Here is a 20,505-nt window from a genome sequence, read left to right as displayed (position 1 = left end):
GATATTTACGGTCAAGGCCTCAGGCAAAAGTACGCGCCCACACCCATCGCGCAGGTCTTTTTCGTGAATGGCTTTGACTTTTCGGAGATACTCCTGGAGCGGCGCTTTGACCGACTCAGACAACATCGTCATGTGGTCTTTTCCACCTTTGCCACCCCGAACCGTGATCTCGTTTCGAGCAAAGTCAATTCCTGAACCCGCAGTCGCAAGCATTCCAGTAGCCCTGCACCATATATCAACGACGCCATCGGCCACTTGTCGCCGTGTAGGCGGCTCAGAACTGTCTTGACCTCCTCACGAGTCAGAACGATGGGTAGCCGTGTTGGCTAGCGCGCGCGAAGCACGTTGCTGAGAGCATCAAGCTCGCGGTCAAAAGCGTGACGGTACAAGAGAAGCAGCGCCGAGAGCGCTTGGTTGTTGAGCTGCTGAGGTGCTCTTTCAGGGCGAGGTGCGTCAAGAACGCTTCAACTTACATAAGGCCGTCAATCGAACTGATGGCGCGGAAACCTTTCAGGGCGAGATGAGTCAAGAACGCTTCAACTTCCCGCTCGCCCATCTCCAGCAAGTGGCGCAACCGCGCGGCCATATTCAACTGCCCGGTAGCGGCGAGCGCGTGGTCGCCCCGCTTGGATCGTGGAAAGGGCGCGAACTCAGCCCACAGGAGAAGAAGCGCCTGCTCGATTGCGCCTGCCCCGCCTGCCAGCGCGCGTCGATCGCGGGCCTCAAAGCGCAGGGGGCGCGTGGTTTTCACAACCGCGCAACCCATAACCTGTGGGTCTTGCTCCGCGAAGGCCGCTGGATCGAAGAGCAGTTACGCGCCGGACGTTACCACACCTCATTCGTCGAACATCTGGAGAACTCAACCTATCGCCCGCTGGTCCAGCAACTCGTCAATCTGCTGGAACTCGAAGGCAAGATCAAACAGACGACTCGCTGACAAGCGGCGCGCACTGCGATAAAGCCGCAGGTTCGATCGCCGGCGGAACGAAGCGAGAGACGATTTAATCTCAAGATCGGCGCGTAGCCACAGATCAAAGCGCTGCTTTGCTGAACGAACCATAGCGCAGCGGACATTGTCGTGGCGCGAACTCGAAAACAGAAGCAGTTTTTCATCCAACTCTGAGTGAAGGCTAGTTGAAATCGCGGTTGCCTGTCGTTCTACAAAAGGCCAGTGGTGACGGAGCGATTGAATTTTGCCGGAAAGAGGGCTGAGTTAGAGGGTATTTGGGATTGGAAGCAAAGGAAGCGACAGTGGGCCGCTTTACGCAACCGAAGCGTTGCGTCGAGTAATCCGTTGGAAGTAAGGGAAGCGACAATCAATGGGCGGCGAATTTCTAATCCCACCGCTCCTCATGCGCGAGAACAGCAGTAGCGGGAGAACAGCGCGAGCTTCTAATCCCATTGCTCCTCATGCCCAACTGTGGGATCCAAATCGACGTACCATATCACGCCGCATAGCCTGTCAGCCATCAATCTTCTTCCAATCCATCAGCCAGCGTTGCATCCCATGCGGCCAACTCCTGCTGCCATTCCCGCCAGGCCTTTTCGTCGGCGCGCAGCCGCGCATAGGCATCGTTAGCACGCTCAATCAGACGCTGGCGGCGCTCCCGTTCTACCAACTCTTCCAACTGGGCTGCCATGCTTCCCCTCTTCCCTAGCGATCTGCGCCAATCTCTCTCTCGCGCACGCTGATCCGCACTGGAGTGGCGGTTTTTATTCGATTCCTTCATTGGCACCGAGATGAGTTCAATCTGATCCACCATCAACTGCGTGGCGTTTTTTTATTGATTCCCTCATTGGACCGGCGGCGCATAACGCTCAAGCGCAGCGGTCAACCGTTCGGCATCTTTTCGATCTAACGCCATGACGAAGAATTTGGCCCCCTGTTGTATACAGACGACGCCGTTTCCGAACAGCCAGATCGTTTCGAGGATCGGATTCCCGCCGAGCAGCCAACTGATCGGAGCGCCCGCGATGTGTCCCGGGCGAAAGATCTGTATCCACATCGCCACTCCCGCGGCGCAACTGAACGCGCCCAATAATGGCGCGCCGACCAGACGGACCATCTGCCGTTCGAATTCAACACGTTGTCGTTCAGCTTCCGACAGCTTGCCGAGTTCGATCAAACGCTCTCGTTCGCGCAGATAATCGTCAAACTTCGCGCCGATCTTACGGAGCGCATAGATAGGCAAAGCCGAATGCGTAAACCAGTGTGGATGTGCGCCCAGCAAGAGGCCATCGAGCGCGGGGAAAGCGTTGCCCAAGCGAACTCCGGTCACGAGCGAGAGCGAAACCATCACCGCTTCCTGCGGGTGGCGACGCGCCCAGCGACGCAGACGAGCCAATCCGCCAGCAGTCAAAGTCGTCGCACGCGCCACACGCGCGCTCGCGTCATAAGCGCGAGAAGCGCGCTCATAGTAGCTTTGAGCCTTTCCCCAAAACTGCTCGGCATGCGAGCTCGCGGTTCGCCGGGCCGATCTGAATTGCCGACTGGCGTCCCGCATCGTCTGCGTTGCGCGCTCGGCGGCGCGGCGCGCGCGCTCGCGCACATCGTATTCATCGTCGAGGCGCGCGGCTTCTGTTTGCAACCTCTCAGCGCCACGGCGCGCGGCCTCCTGGGCGACTCGCGCCCCCTCTTCGACGCGCTCTTTGATGCGATACTTTTCATCGAGCTCGCGCGCTTTACGGCGTGCGAGCTCCCGCCACTGCTCGATCCGCTCACGATATTCGGCCATCTTGCGCTCCTTTCGCCATCAGCATAATACGCTCGACCTGTCGGCCCAGTTCTGTTCGCCCCGCTTGGGAGCCGCCTTGACGCAGTCTCGCCCATTCCGCTTAGCTTCATATAAAGCGGCGTCAGCGCGCCTGAAAAGTTCGACCTCATCCTCTGCCGACGCTGGGAATTCAGCGATCCCGAAGCTCGCCGTCACTGTCTCGACCTCGCTCGACATCTTCGTGCTTTTGATCGCCTGCCGCAACCTCTCAGCGACATCCAAACCAGCCTCGAACCTCGTCTCCGGCAAGATCACGGCGAATTCGTCACCGCCGATGCGTGCCGCGACATCTATCCCACGGGTGCTGGATTGCAAAATCCTGGCCACCTGACGTATGACCGCATCGCCCGTGACATGTCCAAAAGTGTCGTTGATCTCTTTGAAATGGTCAATGTCGATCATAAGCAGGCAGAAAGGGTGTCCATAGCGGCGTGTACGTGCGACCTCGCGCGCTAGCTGCCGTTCGAAACGGCGTCGGTTCGCCAAACCGGTCAGATGGTCGGTGAAAGCCGCCTCCTCGCAGCTATCGAGGTACTCTTTGAATTCGAGCAGAGTCCGCGCATGCGCCAGCAACAGGCTGAGGTCGGTTGGATCGGTCACGTAACCGAGCGCGCCAACTTCCGCGCCCCGCCGCATATCGTTCGCATCCCATCGCGCCGCGGTCTGAATGATGATCGGGATGAAGCGGGTCTGTGGGTTCTCCCGCAACCGCCTGGCGAGCTCGTAGCCGTCCAACTGCGGCATGATCACGTCCGTGATGATGAGATCGGGCTGGAAGGTTTCGACGGCGCGCAACGCTTCGAGCCCATCATCGACGGCGCATACCTCGTATCCTTCTCTCTCTAAAGCGATGGTGAGCAGTTGACGTTTATCCCGATCATCCTCAGCGACAAGCACCTTGAATTTGCTGACCATACCTTACCCTATCCTAACCATTTTGGGCCTCTTGCGTGAGTTCGCGCCTTCATGTTAGAGTTCAGCTTCGATCTTGAGGTTGCGCGAGCGCGCATGAAGTCTACGCGCCTGAGTTTCGCCACCCCTTATAACGCCTCGCGCCTCCATGGGCGAATTTTTTCGACCGCTTTTGCATACGCCGATGCTGGCAAATCCCGGATCGAGAAAGACGAGCAACATGGCACGTCGAACGCGGCATAACTTCTCCGTCTCGGATCGCGCGCAATTGATTCGCCAATGCGAGTTCGGCGCTGGACTCAGCGAAGAGATCGTGCTGAATCTCGCCGCCGCTTCCAGCGTCGTCGATTACCGTCGCCGCCGTTTCATCTACCGCATCGGGGACCCTGCCGATGCGCTTTTCGCGATCGCACGCGGACGAGTCAAACTCTCTCACTTTGAAGAGGGTACAGGGCGCGAAGCGGTTATCGACATCATCGGGGCCGGTGCCCTCTTTGGCGAGTCAGCGCTCTATACGACGGGTGAACGCGAGAAGTGCGCTGTCGCATATGAGAATGTCCGCTTGCTCCGTCTCCCCGTCGAGGACTTCCGCCAAGCGATGGGGGCATCCAGAGAGCTTTATGATTACACCTTCCGCCTCATTGGTCAACGTCTGATGCAAGCGGAAAGGCGCATGGCCGATTTCGCGCTCGACGCCGTACAGGAACGACTCGAAAAGCTCCTCTTCGAATTATCGAAAAGATATGGCCGCCCAGCCGGAGACGGCGTCTTGATCGATATCGCGTTGCCGCACCGCGAACTCGCCTCGATCGTCGGCTCGACGCGCGAAAGCGTCACCGTCCGTTTGAACGCCATGCGGCGAGCCGGTATCATCGATATCGTCGATCGCAAGATCATTCTTAAACGCCCTTACGCCACAGCGGCCTCATAAGAGCCGATGGCGAAATCGGGTGAGGTGCAAAGCCGTCCGTGACCACTCAAATCAAATGCCCGATCTGCGGCAAACCGACCCAATGGCAAGATAACCCCTTCAGGCCGTTCTGCTCGGAACGGTGTAAGTTAATAGATTTCGGCCACTGGATAGACGAAGATTACGCGCTCCCGGCGGAGGAGGAGCGCTCCGATGAAAAGAGCATTAAAGAGGACCTTGCAACACGTGAAGACGCTCACGATTAGTTTGCGATATATCGTCGGCTCTTGACGCCCCTTCGCAATACAATTAGCCGCCCACCTGCGCAAAACGCTGAAGGCGCCCGCAAGCGCTAAGGCCGTCGCGAGAGAAGGTCCGTACCGCGTTAATGCTGAAGACCGCATCTTCTGCCGCATCTCGCCGTCGCAGGAGAAGATCTGTGCCGCGTTGACTCCGCGCCTCTTTGTTGTATAAATAAACAAGCGCTGATCATGAGCCACATCCACAGACAAAGAGGCTTCGCGCTGTTGCTGGCATTCGCGGCGCTCGTTTCGGGCTGCAGCACGGCAAACAGAGGCGGCGCGACGCCGCAGGGATCGTCACCGCCGCGTACAGGCCTGCCTCTGCCTCTCAGCCAAACGCTTGAGGCGGGCCAACATGGTTGGACCTTGCTCGATGGGAATCGCGAGACTTTAGGTGAGCAGACGGGCCGAGTTCTGGTTCTCGATTTCTACGCGACCTGGTGCGGCCCGTGCCGTGAGAGCGTTCCGCAGCTTGTCGAGTTGCAGCGTCGCTATGGGCCGCAAGGTTTACGCATCGTCGGGTTGAACGTTGGAGGACCGGAGGATCGTTTCCAAATCGCCGATTTCGTCCGCGAGTTCGGAATCCAGTATGATCTAGGCTATCCAGATGAAGGGATGAGCGATCTGTTCTTCGCCGACGATACGCGCATCCCGCAAACTTTCGTCTTCGATCGTCATGGGCGATTGGTTCGCCGGTTCATCGGGTATGATCCTTCGACCGCACAGGAGCTCGAGCGCGCGATTCGAGAGGCGCTCGCCGCAACTTAGGATGAGAGGAGAGATGTTGCGCTTCTATCGAACCATAATTTACGCGCTCGTCAGCATGATCGCCGTATTCGGTTTAGGTCTGTGCGCCCTTGCGGCGATCGACCAAGCCGACCAATTGCCGCGCGCCGATGATCCTTCGGGGAGCGTGACGGGCGTGCCGGATTATGAACTCGAGACCTTGAAAGGCACGACGCTGCGCCTTTCGAGTTTGCGCGGACACGTCGTACTGCTCGACTTCTTCAGCGCGACCTGTCCGCACTGCCAAGCTCACGCGCCATTCGTCGCTGAACTAGCCAAAAGGTATCGCGAACGCGGACTGATCGTCATCAACATGTGCGCGAACAACCCGTATGTTGATCGTGGCGAGGTGGAGAAGTACGTGCGCAACGCGGGGATCGAAAACGATGTCGTCTGGACGCCGTCGGAGTTGATCAGACTCTATTTGACGCCGTTGCCCGATGGCCGCTATGGCGTGCCGCAAGCCGTGCTATTCGGTTACGATGGGCGCCTCGTCGCGCGGTTCAGCGCTTGGGAGGAGAAAGACAAAGAGCAGATCGAGCAAACGATCGTCAAGTACTTGACGAACTCGAAATGAGCCAGTCGCTCAAACGGCAATCACTTCATCAAGCGATCTTCCGCTAATTCATGCCACGCGACATCCCCATAGGCAACGGCACGTTGTTGGTCACATTCGATGAACTCTATCGGATACGTGACATCTATTTCCCTTTCGTCGGGAAAGAGAACCATTCCGAAGGCCATCCGTTTCGTTTCGGCGTCTGGGCCGATGGCCAGTTCTCTTGGATCAGCGACGGCGGCTGGGAGCGCACGTTGCGTTACCAACCGGAAACGCTCGTCACGGATGTCAATCTACGTAACGAAGCGCTCGCTCTCGAGATCATCGCGCACGATGCGGTCGATCACCAAGAGAACGTCCTGCTGCGCCGCATCGAGGTGCGAAATCTTGCGGCCTCTGCCCGCACGGTGAGACTCTTCTTCCACCACGATTTCTATATCTCGGAGACCGAGGTCGGCGACACAGCCTATTTCGATCCGGACACGCTCTCGATCATCCATTACAAAGGACAGCGCTATTTCCTGATCTCGACCGATGGGGTCGAAGGTGTTGAAAGTTTCGCCACTGGACGCAAGGCTTTTCGCGGAGCGGAAGGGACGTGGCGCGATGCCGAAGACGGACTTCTATCGCAATCGGCGATCACCGAAGGCTCGGTCGATTCCACCATCGGGCGAACGCTCGAGCTGCCGCCACATGGCTCGACGACGATGCACTATTGGATCGCCGCCGGAACTTCGTACCGCGAAGTCGCGCGCTTGAACGAACTGGTGCGCACGCGCACGCCGCAAGGTATGCTCGAGCGCACGCGGAATTATTGGCGCGCGTGGGTCAACAAGAACGAGATAAGTTTTGGCGATCTGCCCGATGAGATCGTCGATCTCTTCAAACGTTCACTGCTCATCGCGCGCACGCAGATAGACAACGGCGGGGCGATCATCGCGGCTAACGATTCCGACGTCGTCACGCGCGCGACCGACCACTACAGTTACATGTGGCCGCGCGACGGCGCTTTCGTCGCTCAAGCGCTCGATCTAGCCGGATATTCCAATCTGACCCGTTCCTTCTTCGATTTTTGCGGGCGCATCCTTACCGACAAGGGATACTTTCTGCAAAAATATGGGCCCGATGGATCGCTCGCCTCGAGTTGGCATGCGTGGTGGGATCCGCATACGCGGCAACGCTTGGCTCCCATCCAAGAGGATGAAACGGCGCTCGTGCTGTGGGCTTTGTGGCAGCATTACGATGAGTTCCGCGATATCGAATTCATCAAAGCGCTCTACGAAAAGCTGATCGTCCGCGCCGCCGACTTTCTCGAACGCTTCCGCGATCCTGTGACCAAGCTGCCGCTCCCATCGTGGAATCTGTGGGAAGACCGAAGAGGGATTCACACGTTCACGTGCGCGACCGTCTACGGCGGATTGCGCGCCGCCGCCCGCTTCGCCGCGCTTTTCGGCGAAGCGGAGCGCGCCGCGCGTTACGCGCAAGCGGCGATGGAAGTCCGCGAGGCGATGCGCGCTCGGCTCTATCTCCCATCTGAGGGTCGCTTCGCGCGCGCGCTCATGCCGACCACTGACGGCGGATGGGAAACCGATTCGACGGTTGACGCTTCGCTTTTCGGCGTCTTTTATTTCGGCCCATTCGCGCCGGATTCGGCGGAGGTCAAAGCCACGATGCGTGCCGTCGAAGAACGCCTCTGGGTGAAGACCGAGGTCGGCGGTCTGGCGCGCTATGAAGGTGATGGCTACATGCGCGTCGCGGAGGGCGTCCCCGGCAATCCCTGGTTCATCTGCACGCTGTGGTTAGCCGACTACAAGATCGCTACGGCACGCACGCGCGAAGAGCTGGAGGCGACTCTTTGGTTGCTGCATTGGGTCGTCAAACGCGCTCTTCCGTCCGGCGTTCTAGCCGAACAGGTGCATCCTTTGACCGGCGATCCGCTATCGGTCTCGCCGCTCACGTGGTCGCATTCGACGTTCGTAGCGACTGTGATAACGTATCTGCGTCGCCTCGAATTGATGGAGTCTTGCGCGACTTGCGGGCGGCCTCTATTTCAGTACGACCGTCGGGCGCGAAAGCGCGCGCCATCTTAAATCGAAATCAACTTTTCGGAAGGTGAAGTCGTGAGAAGAGCTAAGATACTCGTCACACTCGGCCCAGCATCGCGCGAACCGGCGGTGCTTGAAGCGATGCTGGCAGCAGGGGCCAACGCCGTTCGCATCAACATGTCACACGGCACGCAGGAGGAGCATGCGGAAACGATCCGACGCGCACGCGCCGCCGCCGAGCGGATGCGCCGCCCGCTGGCGGTGCTCGTCGATCTGGCCGGACCGAAGATCAGGACCGGCTCACTGCAGGATGGGAAGCCCGTCATGCTCGAAACCAACTCGCTCTTTACGATAACGACGCGACCGATCATCGGCAACGCGCGCGAGGTATCGACCAATTACGCTGGAATGCCCCGCGATGTGCGCCCGGGCACGCGCATTCTGCTCGACGATGGGGCCATCGAACTCTACGTCGAACGCACGACCGATACGGACGTCGTCTGCCGCGTCGTCAACGGCGGACTGCTCGGCGAGCGAAAAGGGATCAACCTTCCGGGCGTATCGTTGCCGATCCCGTCATTGACCGAGAAGGATCGCCAAGATCTCAAATGGGCGATCGAACAGAAGGCCGATTACATCGCGCTCTCTTTCGTCCGGCGCGCTGAAGACTGTCGCGAAGCCCAAGCTTTGATTCGCGCCTCGGGCGGGCGCGCTCCGCTCGTCGCCAAGATCGAGAAGGCGGAAGCGATCGACCATCTCGATGAGATCATCGAAGCGGCAGACGGCGTGATGGTCGCCCGCGGCGATCTGGGCGTCGAGACGAGCGTCGAACTCGTCCCCGTCTATCAAAAACAGATCATCGAAAAGGCGAACATCGCCGGGAAGTTCGTCATCACGGCGACGCAGATGCTCCAGTCGATGGTCTCCAACCCGCGCCCGACGCGCGCCGAGGCTTCCGATGTGGCCAACGCCGTTTGGGACGGAACCGATGCGCTCATGCTTTCGAACGAAACGGCCTCGGGGCAATATCCGGTGCCCGCCGTTGCCACTATGGCGCGCATCATCGAGGCGGCGGAGATGGGGCGCAAAGGGGCGTCGCACGCGCGCGAGGTTTGGGTCGGCAAAGGCACGCAGCGCGTCAGCCGGGCGCTTTGTGAAGCTTCGATCTTCGCGGCTGAGGAGATGCGCGCGCGCGCCGTCGCCGTTTTCACCGAATCCGGCTTGATGGCTCGACGCCTCTCATCGCTCAGACCGCAACAGCGGATCATCGCCTTGACGCCGTCGAAAGAGGTCCAGAATGAACTCGCCCTGATCTGGGGCGTCGAACCCGTGCTTCACGCGCCTTGCGAGACAACGGAACAGCTTGTGCGCGCAGGCGAACGAGCGCTTCTCGAAAACGGCATCGTGCAGCCCGGCGAACTCATCGTGTTGATGGCTGGAAGGCTTTCGGGGCTGGGCCTTTCAAGCTCAGTCAAACTTCACACCGTCGGCGAAAGCAGCCGCTGAAGGATGTTCTCCGCTTACGAACTAGCTGAAGCGTTCTATCCGCTGGCTTTCGCCCTCGCGAGCCTACTGTCGGCGATCGTCCTCACCGATGCGCAGCGGCGTCGCCTGCCGCCCTTTCATCTCGCGATATGGCCGATCCTCGTCTTTCTCATCCCGCTCGTCGCGCTGCCGGTCTATCTGCTCCTCAGGATCTACGCGCGCCCCGCGTCGATACAGGCGGGGCGATTCCATCGCGGCTGGTGGCGCGCTCTACCGGTCCTCTATTTTTCGCTCCTTCTGACGATCGGCGCCATCTTCTACCGCTTCGACAGGCGAACAGCCGATGCGCATCTGGCGCGCGCCGCCGAAGCCCAACTGCATAACGATCACGAACGCGCGATCGCGGAGTACCGCGCCGCGCTCCGCCTCGAAGACGATGCGCACACGTACAAGCTCTTGGCCAAGGAGCTCGCTTATGCCGGAAAGTGGGAAGAAGCGATCGAAGCGTTCCGCGCCGCCGAAGCGCGCGGCGAACCAGATGCGACCATCCCTTTTCATCTCGCCACCGCCTACGAACGACTCGACCGATGGGAAGAAGCGCGCCGCGAATACCAACGCTTCCTGCAAAGCCCGCTCTGCCTGAAAGAATCTGACGCGCTCTGTCTCGTCGCGCGCGACAAAGCGCTCGCCCTGGCGACGCGCTAGACCGCCAAAGCCAAATGTGCCTGTAGAGTTTGCGCGAATCAGTCGCTGACACGTATGATTCTCTCAAGCGATGACTCTCGAATAAGGAGCTAGAAGATTCATGCGGCGCTCGCCTGAAAGGACCATCAACGGGCCTTCCGAAGAGTCTTCCCTGAAACTTCGGCTTCGTCCGAGAAGGCTTCGGCGCAGCGAACCCATTCGCGCGTTGGTGCGCGAAACGCAACTATCGCTCGATGACCTCGCGCTTCCCTTCTTCGTCTGCCCCGGTTCGGGCGTGCGGCGCGAGGTCCAGTCGATGCCCGGAGTCTTCAATCTATCGCTCGACGAATTCGCGCGGGAAGTCGCTTCCGCCCGTGAAATGGGCATCCGCGCGATCCTTCTTTTCGGGCTGCCCGAAACGAAGGATGAAGTTGGATCCGGCGCCTACGATCCTGACGGAATAGTGCAGCGCGCGATCCGCGAAGCGCGCAAAATCGCTTCGGATCTGATCATCATCGCAGACACCTGCCTATGCGAATACACTTCGCACGGCCACTGCGGCGTGGTGCGCGACGGCGCGGTCATGAACGATGAGACGTTGGAGCTGCTGGCCCGCACGGCGGTCAGCCAAGCGGCAGCCGGAGCCGATATCGTCGCCCCCTCGGCGATGATGGATGGACAGGTCGCAGCCATACGCGAAGCGCTGGACCAGTCCGGATTCGCCGAAACGGCCATTATGTCTTACGCCGTCAAGTACGCTTCCGCATTTTATGGTCCATTTCGCGAAGCGGCGGCGAGCGCGCCCGCATTCGGCGACCGACGAACCTATCAGATGGACCCACCTAACGCGCGCGAAGCGCTACGCGAAGCCGAACTCGACTACGCGGAAGGGGCAGACATCCTGATGGTCAAACCGGCGACCCCCTACCTCGACATAGTGCGCGCCGTGCGCGAACGTTTCGACGTGCCGGTCGCGGCTTACCACGTCTCAGGCGAGTATGCGATGCTGAAAGCAGCGGCAGCAAAAGGTTGGATAGACGAAGAACGCGCCTTGCTCGAAATACTCACAGGCATCCGTCGGGCCGGGGCTGACATCATCATCACTTACTGCGCGCGCGAAGCGGCTCGCTTGCTCGCCCGTCGTTAGATCATAAAGATGAGGAAGCGGCTCAGGACGTTTTGACGGGAACGTATCTCCCCAAGACGCGATTTGAAAGGCCATCGCTTCAAGAAGCACAGCCTGAAGGCGCGGCGCTCATCAATGATCCGCAGGCGCCAGAGGGTTATCGCCAGGCTTATGGTCGATGATGGAACGCGGCGCTCATCAATGATCCGCGGGCGCTTCTTCAACCTCTCCGTCGGGTCCCTCTTCTTCTAACTCTTGTGCTCGCTGTGCGCGCAACAGATGATCGCGCATCGCGTTGCGCGCCGCTTCCGGGTTGCGTTCGCGGATCGCGCGATAGATGCGCCGGTGCATCTCGGCGGATTCTTTCAGATCGCGCGCGCGCTTGACCGTCTTGCTGCGCACATCGTAGAGGACCGCGGCGACCATGTTCATGAGCGCGGCCAGTATCCGATTGCCAGAGGCTTCGGCGACGGTCTGATGAAAACGCACGTCGTGGACCAGGTACTGTTCGGGATTATCCAAAGAGGCGTACATTCCTGCCAACTCTTCGGCCATCGTCGCCAGCTGGTCGCTAGTCGCGCGTTCAGCCGCGAGCGCTGCGATCGCCATCTCAAGCGCGCGCCGCGCTTCGAACATCTCGGCGGGCGTAAAACCATGTAAAGAAGCCATCAATCGAAGCGAACTGCTATCGAGCGCAGGCGGTCCGTCAGCCTTCACGACGAACGTTCCGGCCCCTTGCTTCGCTTGCAATACGCCGACCGCGGCCAAAGAGCGAATCCCGGCGCGCAAGGTGGGACGACTGACGCCGAGCAGCTTCGCCAGATCGCGCTCCGGCGGCAAGCGATCGCCGGGGCGCAACTCGCCGCGTTGAATCATCTCGCGAAGCTGCGAAGCGACCGCCTCGGCCACCTTGCTCCGTCGCTTTGGGGCGATGGCTTTAAAACCTTCATTCGCCACCTTGATCCTCGTATCGGTCATCTTTTAGCATCCGCCGCGACTCGTTTTGGACTTCAGAAGCAACGCCTTAAACCAACCTCCAGATGATCGAGACTGAGCCTCCATGCCCTACCCGCCACAGGATCGAATCAAGTATACCACTTATTCTCCACCACATGATGCCGATAAAGGCGCTGCCATCCCCTCTTCGATCCGAGATTAGGCGACGAGGCCGTTCGACGTCTTACGCCAACCGGTCCACCAATCTCCCGTTGATCCGCACATTGCGCAGAGTTACGCCCTCAACGTTCTTGACGATGCTCGGCTTAGCCACTCCGGCGAAGTCGCAATCTTCAAGATACAGGTCACGGATCGGCGCGTTTCTGAAGCCCTGGATGTCGAGCGCGTACTGGCTTCTTCCGCTGCGCAAGTTCTGCACAACGTAGTTACGCACGACGGGCGTGAAGTTCCCCTTCTCACCTTCCTCGTAGTTGAAATCTATAGTGATCACGGCGTGGGCCACCTGCCCGACTTCGATGTTGCGAAAGTAAAGATTTTCGAGCACGCCGCCGCGCATCGCGTTATTTTTCACGCGCAAAGCATGATCGAGATTCGGGCTGTCCAAGCGGCAATCCTCGACGAACAGGTTGCGCACGCCGCCCGAAATCTCGCTTCCGACGGTGACGCCGCCGTGACCATCTTTCATTCGGCACCCCCGAATGATGATGTTCTGGCACGGCATTTTGAGCCGCCGCCCATCGGCGTTTCTCCCCGATTTGATCGCGATGCAGTCATCGCCCGTATCGAAGAAGCAATTCTCGATCAAGACATCGGTACACGATTCGGGATCGCAACCATCATTGTTCGGCCCGTGACTGATGATCTTCACCCCGCGCACAGTGACGTTCGCGCAAAGGACCGGATGGATCTCCCACATTGGCGAGTTCCTGATCGTCACCCCCTCGATCAACACGTTCTTGCAGCGGTATGGCTGGATGAATTGCGGTCGCAGGTAATGGCCCGCGCCGAAGACCCTTCGGCTTACGGGCACGCCTCGTTCGGCCATTTCGAAAAGGGCGTTGCGATCCTTGATCTGATTGGGCCCTTCACTTTTCGCGCGCGCGCCCCCTTTCCACGGCCACCAATGCTCCTCGTCGCTCTGTCCGTCGAGCGTCCCTTCGCCGGTGATAGCGATGTTCTCTTGCTCGAAGGCGTAGATGAAGGGCGAATAGTTCATCAATTCGACGCCTTCCCAACGGGTGAAGACGACGGGCAGATATTTTTGCGGGTCCTGACTGAAGCGGATCGTCGCCTCTGGCATGAGATGCAAGCAGACGTTGCTTCTCAAATGGATCGCTCCCGTCAAAAAAGTGCCCGCCGGCACAATGACCCTTCCGCCGCCAGCTCGATGGCACGCAGCGATCGCCCGACGAAAGCTCTCCGTGCAGTCCGTCCGACCGTCGCCGACGGCGCCGAATCGCGTGAGATCGAAATCGCGATCGGGGAAGACCGGCGGTTTGATGCGCGCCAATATCTGCGGCACTTCGCGCACCCAAACCTTTTCGACATCAACGCGGGAAAGATCTGCGACCTCAAGCGCCCGGACGAACGCTCGGCTTCCAAGATAGGCTCCTACGCCGCTTGCGGCTAAGTTCCTTAGAAACAGGCGACGATTCATCGACACTTCACCTCGACCTTCCGAAGATTTTTCGCTCGTTCAATGAACTTTACACGAATGAACTGGCCTTAGATGGCTAATTCCCGATCGTTTTACCGGCTTTTGATTCGCGATCGGACGAGAACTTGCGCTGCCATCTCGGATAGTCCACTTCGATGAGCTCGGCTGGATCCGTCACATACCAAGCGTAACCGCTCCGCCGCTCCTCTTCGATCTGCATGACATCGTACCTGACCACGGCATCACGCCCTGCGAAGATCGGGCGATTGGTCTCGATCTCATAAAAACGCGCCCAGATCGGACCAGCCTGCGGGTCTTTGATGACGACGCGCTCGATATGGCCTCGCCCATCCTGTCGCTCGACCCATCTGATGCCGTAGATCTTCGACCGCTCGAACCACTTGATCGCCGACTCGATGGCTCCTTTCACCCGCGCGTCTGGACTTTCAAGGCTCATCAAGAAACGCACGACGCCAACGCTCTCGCGACTGGCAAGAGCTGGCGGCTCGAAACGTCTGGCCCACGCGGGCGCGAGCGTCCGTTCATCGTATTGCGCGCACCATGCGGTTCGCTCCCCGCGCACGACGATCTGCGTCCGCAAGATCAACTCGATGCCTTTGCGCACGGCCTCTTCGGCACGACGGCGCGTCGTCTCGTCCACAAACAGATAGGGCGCGTGACGGCGCGCAACATCGCGCAGCAAACGCATGACGCCGATCATCGCGCCATCGTTGAAGGTGACGTGCGCGTGATACCCTTTGGGATCGGGATAGTATTGCGGCCAACCGCCGTTCGCGTACTGCGCGGCGAGCAGATATTCGAGGCCGCGCATGAACGCCGCGCGATGGCGTTCCAACCGACGCGCCGCGTAGACGCGCGCCAAGAACTCCAGTTGCGTGTAGGTCGCGCCGTTGTCGATCGTCGAATCGTCCCGCCGCGACTTCTGTTTGAGCAACGCGGCGCGCTCTTCTTCCGTCAACGGCGCAGCCATGTCGATGTTCTTGGGCCAGCCGCCCGTCTCGCGCTGATAGAGCAGAAGATTATCGGCGACGCGCACCGCCTCTTCGCTCGCGTACCACTCGGCGCGCTGTTTAAGCGCTTCGGCCCAACGAATGCGCGGCTGATCGCCCAACGCCGTGACTGGCGCGGCTAGGATCAGCAAAATCAATGTGAGATGAACTCTCATCTAAACCTCGCGGCAAACGATTCGCGCGGCGACGTCCGCGCGATGTAGCGAACGAACCCGAATCGCCGATCGCGCGCTGAGTCGCTGGGATCCGAGCACGGCGAAGCCCTCCACACGCGCTTCGTCACCTCCACTTCGTCGGATCCCAGCCATCGCTTCCGCGAAGGAACGCGCGCGTTTCGAACTGCTTGGCCTCCTCGTCGGTCAACTGCCGCGACCACGCGACGCGCGCTTGAGGATTCGCGCCAGGACCGGTCGAATGATATTCGGCAAACCAGGCCGTCTTCTCCCGCTGCGGATCGCGCCAGTTATCCCACCCTTCGGGGCGGATGTGCGCGCCCATCCAACAGTTCAAGTAGACAACTCGCGCATAGGGGCGCCACGGTCGGCCCAGATAAACGCCGCGTCCCGTGTTCTCGCCCGTCAAGCGGCAATGGCGAAAGACGAATCCGTTCGGCTCATCGGCGCGCAAGCGCCATTGCGCGGTGATGTACCCTTGACCTTTGCTGTGAATCTGACAATCTTCAAACACGGCTGCCGCGTTACCGAAGATGAAATCGACATGCCCCTCGATGTAGCAATCCTTGTAATACTGCCGCCCACCATGCGCAAAGAGCGTGTCCTGCCAACCGAGAAACCGACAGCGGCGAAAGATGACGCGATCCGTGTTGACGTAAACGGCCACCGCTTGCGAACCGACGCCGTATGAGTTCTCGAAAGTGATGTTTTCGGCGCGGAAATCGCTACCGCCGATGTACACGCTGTAGGAGAGGCGCGTATCGCCCGCCGTCTTCGCGCTCAAGTTGTAGGTTAGGATGGTCCGCGCCGCATCCTCGCCTTCAAAGGTGATGAACGGCTTGGTCTGTGGGATCTTGATCTGCTCGCGGTAGATGCCCGGTTTGATATGAATGCGAATACGCCGCGTGTTGCCTTCGGGGACGTGATCGACCGCCTCTTGAACGCGGCGAAAATCGCCCGTCCCGTCAGCGGCGACGACGATCACGTCGCGCGCGCGAAAACGGTTTTTCCCCGAAGGCTCCGCAACGGAGGGATCAATCTTCGGACGCGCGCGCGCCGAAATTTTGATCGACGGAGTCTTCGGAACGAAAGCGTCGCCCTTCCGACCAGCTTGGGCCGGAAGGGCGATCAACAGTGAGAGGAGAAGACAGCACGCACGCAAACTCACGCTTGAACCCACAGTCGCCTCAGAAGATGAATTTCGCGCCGAGCTGAACGTCACGTGGCAAGTTCCGCTGCCCGGTCGTCAACCCGAAACTCGCGTTGTTCGGATCGAGATTGATGGCCGAGAAATAGACGTAGTTGAATGCGTTCAACGCCTCGACGCGAATCTGCAGCCGCTTGTTCTCCGAGAAGTTGAAGTTCTTCGACAGCGACAGGTTCACATTCAAGAACGGCTGATTCCGCAGGTTGTCTAACGTCGAAGGGACGTTCCTTAATCCGAACGAACTCAAGCGCACAAATCCGCTCGTGTCGAACGCTGGGATGTCCACTCCGTACTTGTGCCCTTGCCCATCGTCCTCTCCGACCCGCGACTTGATCTGCCGAAGCCGATTCAAATCCGCGTAGTAGAGCGGTTGCGTCAGCAGGAAAGGTTCGCCGCTCTGCCACTCATACGTCCCGTTCAACTGCCATCCGCCGATCACCAGGTCGAGCACGCGGTTCATTTCGCTCCCAAACCGCTGCCCGCGCCCGATCGGCAAACGATAGACCACCGCTAACGTGAAACGGTTCGGTCGATCGTCAGGCGATATCCGATCCTCCAGTTGCGTGTCCGACGGATTCAAATAGCTGACCTTCTCCCGCAAGCGCGACCGCGTGTAGGTTACGTTAAACGACAGGTCGCGCGAAAACCGCTTCGCCGCCTGTAACTGCAACGCTTTGTAACGATTGCTCCCGTTGTACTGCTGGATCCAAAGGTCGGTAAATTGCGGATAAGGGAGTAACAGTTGCCAGCGCGGGATGGTCGTCGCCGTGTTGAGCGGACTGCCGGGTACCAAACCGCGGAATGGGTTCGGGACCGACTGTGAGAGAAATGCGTTGGCTGCCGCATCCGACGTCGGATCGCTCCCCAAATACTGCCGCGGCACAAAGTTGAGCTCTTTGCTGACCGGAAGGTCGTAACCCCATGCCGCGACAAAGGTCGCTTCGACGATCAACTGCCCGGGCAATTCGCGCTGCACTCCGGCCACGGCGCGCGCAAACTTCGCGTTCTTGCGATCGACCGGGAAGATCGGCGAATCGGATGTGCCAGCGGCCAAACCGACATTGGTCAGTAGGCCGAGGCTCGATCCCGGCGTCTGCTGCAGACCGCTCGGGAAAGGATTGGTCAAGTTGGCGATGAAACTCAAACCGTTGTTGTTCGTCGGAACGAACGGTGTAGACCAAGCGTAGCCAACTTGATTGGGCGTCTCGATCTGATGCGGCGCGACGAAGATGCCGAAACCGCCACGCACTACGGTCTTATCGTTGATCAAATAGGAGACTCCTATGCGCGGCTGCCAAGTGCTCGTGTCTGTATTCCACGCCGCTCGATGCTGATCATCGGCATACGTGTACCCGCCGCGCACATGGAACTGGTCCGGCGGCACCTGAAAGTTGCTCGGATTGGCGTTGTAAAGGGCCGTGTACGCGGCAACCACCTGCGCCTCGATCGGACTCGGCGTCGTCAGATCGAACCCGCGCACGATCCGATTGTAACGCTCGGTCAAACCGCCTTCGAGATCATATCGTAATCCGAGATTGAGCGTCAGGCGCGGCGTCACGCGCCAATCGTCTTGAAAGAAGAAACCGTGATAGACGCTCTGCACCGAATAGGCGATCGGATTGTCTATCTGGCTGGCCGTCGAGCCGGACCCCGCCGAAGGCACGCCAAGCAGGAAAGCGGCGATGTCGCGTCCAAAAGCGTTGCGCAATGTGCTCGATGAATTGGAAGCCGGACTCGTGTAGGTCCCATCGAAGAAATACCGCCCAGCTTGATAACCGTTATAGGCGAAGTTCTCGCGCAAAACGCGCAAGTCGTAACCGAACTTGGTCGCGTGATTGCCGAACAGCTTGGTCACCGTCGGCTGGACCGATCCCATGTAGAACGGACGCAGTCGCCCTGCATTCCAATCCGACCGCTGCGATCCGAGATCGGAACGGATGGGACGCGTCGCATCCAGATTGCGGATCATGATGAAGGGGATGTACTGGTAGCCGCGAAACGCCGCCAACGCTTGAGAGGAAAAGCCGAGCGTCGATGGATCGAACGTCGCCGCCGGCCTTCGCTCCTGTACGAATCGATTGAGGCTCAAGCGCAAATCGAAGACGGTCGTCGGCGAAAGCGTGGCCGTATAACCCAAATTCCCACCGTCATTGGTACGGTATTCGAACCCGCGCGTGATCGGGAAACCGTTGACCACGCCGGCCCAGTCATAGCGGTCCTCTGGATTGAAACTGTGATAATACTTGCCAAAGAGCGATTGATTCTGGCTGATCTTGTGATCGAGCCGGATGAGCCACGCGCGGTAGTTCTGATGGCGCATGACATTGGAAAAATAGTTGTTCTGCGTCCCGTTGGCCGTCCCCGGCACGTTCGGCAGCGGATAGTAGCGAATCAGCGCCGCCGCGATCGGATTGATCAAGTTCGCTGGGATGATGTTGCAATTCGATGGCACCGGCGTATTGGCCGGCACATCGCACCCGAAAGATGACCGCACCACGATGTTGCCGCTCTGCCGCGCGGAGAACGGATTGTAGATCACCGTGTTGCGCGAGTCGGCGATGTTGTTCCGATTGACGATCAGCTCCGAAAAATCGCCCTGCCGCATCTTCAATGTCGGCACCGTAAACAGCTGCGGCTCGGCGACGTTATCCTTCAACCTCTCATACGAGAAGAGAAAGAAGGTCCGGTTCCGCCCGTCGTACCAGAAAGGCCCACCTTCGCCAAAACGCGGGAAGAAGACCGGCCCATTGAGCACCCCGCCAAAGCGATGATAGGTGCGTTCAGGTCGCGGCTGACCCGACCGATTGGAGAAGAAGTTGTTGGCCGTGCGGCTGCGGTTGCGGTCAAAATACCAGAGCGAACCATGCAGATCGTTCGTCCCGCTCTTCAACGCGACGTTGACGGTCGCGCTCGCCGTGTACCCTTGCTGCGCGTCGAAACTATTGGTCTGAACCTTGAACTCTTGCACAGCATCTGATGGCGGAGAGAAACCGACGCCACCATCGAAAGCGTAATTTGGCGAACCGTCAAGCGTCACCTGATTGGGCCCGATCCCACCATTGGCGCGAAATGCCGCCAGATTGCCGTTAGAGGTCGGCCCCATGAACATCGGATTGCCCGTGTAGACGACGCCCGGCGTGAGCGTCGCAAGCTGATAGGCCGTTCCCTCAACCAACGGGAGCTCGCTCACCTGCCGATTCTGGATGACTAGTCCGGTGCTAACCGAGCCAGTCTCCAACGCCTCTTCCGTCGCAACGGTCGTCACCGTCGCGGCCACTCCTACCTGCATCTCGACGTCGATCGTCAACCGATCGGCCACCCGCACCTCGATCCCTTCGCGCACCGCCGTGTTGAACCCTTGCGCCGTCACCGTCAGCGTGTACCGACCAGGCTGCACTAAGGGAAACGTGTAAACCCCATCAGCATTCGTCGTCGTCGATAGCTCGACGTTCGTCTCCGTGTTCTTCAACGTGACGGTCGCCCCCGGTATCAGCGCACCGTTCGGATCCGTCACGCGCCCCGTAATCGAACCGCGAAACTCTTGTGCGCTGAGCTCGAAACACCCGAATCCAAGCAACAGCGCAATGAGAAAGATCGAAGAGAATCTCCTCCTGAACATGCGATCCTCCTTTCCTCTAAACCAGCGGAGATGTCAGGACGTTCGCTGAGCGGAAGATCGAATCGGCGATCAGGTCGAACCGCCAAGCTCAATCGATCAGCGCTCCCTCCCCCAACAGATCGCGCGGCGCGGACGAGCCCGTATGGTCGGGAATGAGAGCTATAAGTTAAACGATTGAACAAAACGCTTTCGAAGGAACTTCCAGTTCGAGCCTTCGTGACGGTCGCCTATTTTGTCGCGCGCGCCCGGCTCTTGTCAAGAGATTTTCTAACCACATC

The 20,505-nt window shown here is 59.3% G+C and carries 17 protein-coding genes; 9 read left to right on the top strand and 8 right to left on the bottom strand.

All coding sequences use genetic code 11. The features are described from left to right. Positions 1-430: 430 nt before the first annotated feature. Complete coding sequence (locus PYK22_RS00225) at positions 431-937, top strand: hypothetical protein (RefSeq protein ID WP_041973035.1); 507 nt, start codon at positions 431-433, stop codon at positions 935-937. 532 nt (positions 938-1,469) lie between these two features. On the opposite strand, the gene PYK22_RS17395 is transcribed toward PYK22_RS00225, so the two are convergent. The 3 genes from PYK22_RS17395 to PYK22_RS00210 form a co-directional block, all read right to left on the bottom strand. After that, complete coding sequence (locus tag PYK22_RS17395) at positions 1,470-1,640, bottom strand: toxin-antitoxin system protein (protein WP_099606146.1); 171 nt, start codon at positions 1,638-1,640, stop codon at positions 1,470-1,472. Positions 1,641-1,793: 153 nt separating this feature from the next. Next, positions 1,794-2,735 carry a hypothetical protein gene (locus PYK22_RS00215; protein WP_041973029.1) on the bottom strand — a complete coding sequence of 314 codons (942 nt, stop codon included), beginning with the start codon at positions 2,733-2,735 and terminating at the stop codon, positions 1,794-1,796. Between the two features lie 18 nt (positions 2,736-2,753). Continuing rightward, a complete protein-coding gene (locus tag PYK22_RS00210) occupies positions 2,754-3,689 on the bottom strand; it encodes a GGDEF domain-containing response regulator (RefSeq protein ID WP_041973026.1) in 936 nt (311 codons plus the stop codon). Between the two features lie 217 nt (positions 3,690-3,906). On the opposite strand from PYK22_RS00210, the gene PYK22_RS00205 reads away from it, so the two are divergent. The 8 genes from PYK22_RS00205 to hemB all read left to right on the top strand — a co-directional run bounded on the left by PYK22_RS00205 (position 3,907) and on the right by hemB (position 11,604). Next, positions 3,907-4,617, top strand: coding sequence for a Crp/Fnr family transcriptional regulator (locus PYK22_RS00205; protein ID WP_041973023.1), 711 nt, complete (start codon positions 3,907-3,909; stop codon positions 4,615-4,617). Positions 4,618-4,655: 38 nt separating this feature from the next. After that, a complete protein-coding gene (locus PYK22_RS18225; protein WP_083437464.1) occupies positions 4,656-4,862 on the top strand; it encodes a DNA gyrase inhibitor YacG in 207 nt (68 codons plus the stop codon). Between the two features lie 225 nt (positions 4,863-5,087). Then, positions 5,088-5,666 carry a TlpA family protein disulfide reductase gene (locus PYK22_RS00195; RefSeq protein WP_060635157.1) on the top strand — a complete coding sequence of 193 codons (579 nt, stop codon included), beginning with the start codon at positions 5,088-5,090 and terminating at the stop codon, positions 5,664-5,666. A 13-nt stretch (positions 5,667-5,679) separates the two neighbouring features. Then, positions 5,680-6,261 carry a TlpA family protein disulfide reductase gene (locus PYK22_RS16135; protein ID WP_157770577.1) on the top strand — a complete coding sequence of 194 codons (582 nt, stop codon included), beginning with the start codon at positions 5,680-5,682 and terminating at the stop codon, positions 6,259-6,261. A gap of 50 nt (positions 6,262-6,311) precedes the next feature. Continuing rightward, positions 6,312-8,333 carry a glycoside hydrolase family 15 protein gene (locus PYK22_RS00185; RefSeq protein ID WP_041973017.1) on the top strand — a complete coding sequence of 674 codons (2,022 nt, stop codon included), beginning with the start codon at positions 6,312-6,314 and terminating at the stop codon, positions 8,331-8,333. Positions 8,334-8,363: 30 nt separating this feature from the next. Next, positions 8,364-9,794 carry a pyruvate kinase gene (pyk, locus tag PYK22_RS00180; protein WP_041973014.1) on the top strand — a complete coding sequence of 477 codons (1,431 nt, stop codon included), beginning with the start codon at positions 8,364-8,366 and terminating at the stop codon, positions 9,792-9,794. Between the two features lie 3 nt (positions 9,795-9,797). After that, positions 9,798-10,478, top strand: a complete 681-nt coding sequence (locus PYK22_RS00175) for a hypothetical protein (protein WP_041973012.1) — start codon at positions 9,798-9,800, stop codon at positions 10,476-10,478. 100 nt (positions 10,479-10,578) lie between these two features. Beyond that, positions 10,579-11,604 carry a porphobilinogen synthase gene (gene hemB, locus PYK22_RS00170; RefSeq protein WP_083437462.1) on the top strand — a complete coding sequence of 342 codons (1,026 nt, stop codon included), beginning with the start codon at positions 10,579-10,581 and terminating at the stop codon, positions 11,602-11,604. A gap of 177 nt (positions 11,605-11,781) precedes the next feature. Here the strand turns inward: hemB and PYK22_RS00165 are convergent, their stop codons facing one another. From PYK22_RS00165 to PYK22_RS00145, 5 genes are all read right to left on the bottom strand, one after another. Beyond that, positions 11,782-12,561, bottom strand: a complete 780-nt coding sequence (locus PYK22_RS00165; protein WP_083437461.1) for a FadR/GntR family transcriptional regulator — start codon at positions 12,559-12,561, stop codon at positions 11,782-11,784. 202 nt (positions 12,562-12,763) lie between these two features. After that, a complete protein-coding gene (locus tag PYK22_RS00160; protein WP_041973010.1) occupies positions 12,764-14,197 on the bottom strand; it encodes a glycoside hydrolase family 28 protein in 1,434 nt (477 codons plus the stop codon). A gap of 76 nt (positions 14,198-14,273) precedes the next feature. Then, positions 14,274-15,383, bottom strand: coding sequence for a pectate lyase (pelA, locus tag PYK22_RS00155; RefSeq protein ID WP_060635155.1), 1,110 nt, complete (start codon positions 15,381-15,383; stop codon positions 14,274-14,276). A 124-nt stretch (positions 15,384-15,507) separates the two neighbouring features. Further along, the gene (locus tag PYK22_RS00150; RefSeq protein WP_211197558.1) at positions 15,508-16,569 is read right to left on the bottom strand and encodes a pectinesterase family protein; all 1,062 of its coding nucleotides are present in this window, start codon (positions 16,567-16,569) and stop codon (positions 15,508-15,510) included. Positions 16,570-16,588: 19 nt separating this feature from the next. Next, positions 16,589-20,227 carry a TonB-dependent receptor gene (locus PYK22_RS00145; RefSeq protein ID WP_041973007.1) on the bottom strand — a complete coding sequence of 1,213 codons (3,639 nt, stop codon included), beginning with the start codon at positions 20,225-20,227 and terminating at the stop codon, positions 16,589-16,591. Positions 20,228-20,505 lie beyond the last annotated feature (278 nt).

This window comes from Pyrinomonas methylaliphatogenes (genome assembly GCF_000820845.2).
Lineage (GTDB): Bacteria > Acidobacteriota > Blastocatellia > Pyrinomonadales > Pyrinomonadaceae > Pyrinomonas > Pyrinomonas methylaliphatogenes.
This window is presented reverse-complemented; position numbering and strand designations above follow the sequence as displayed.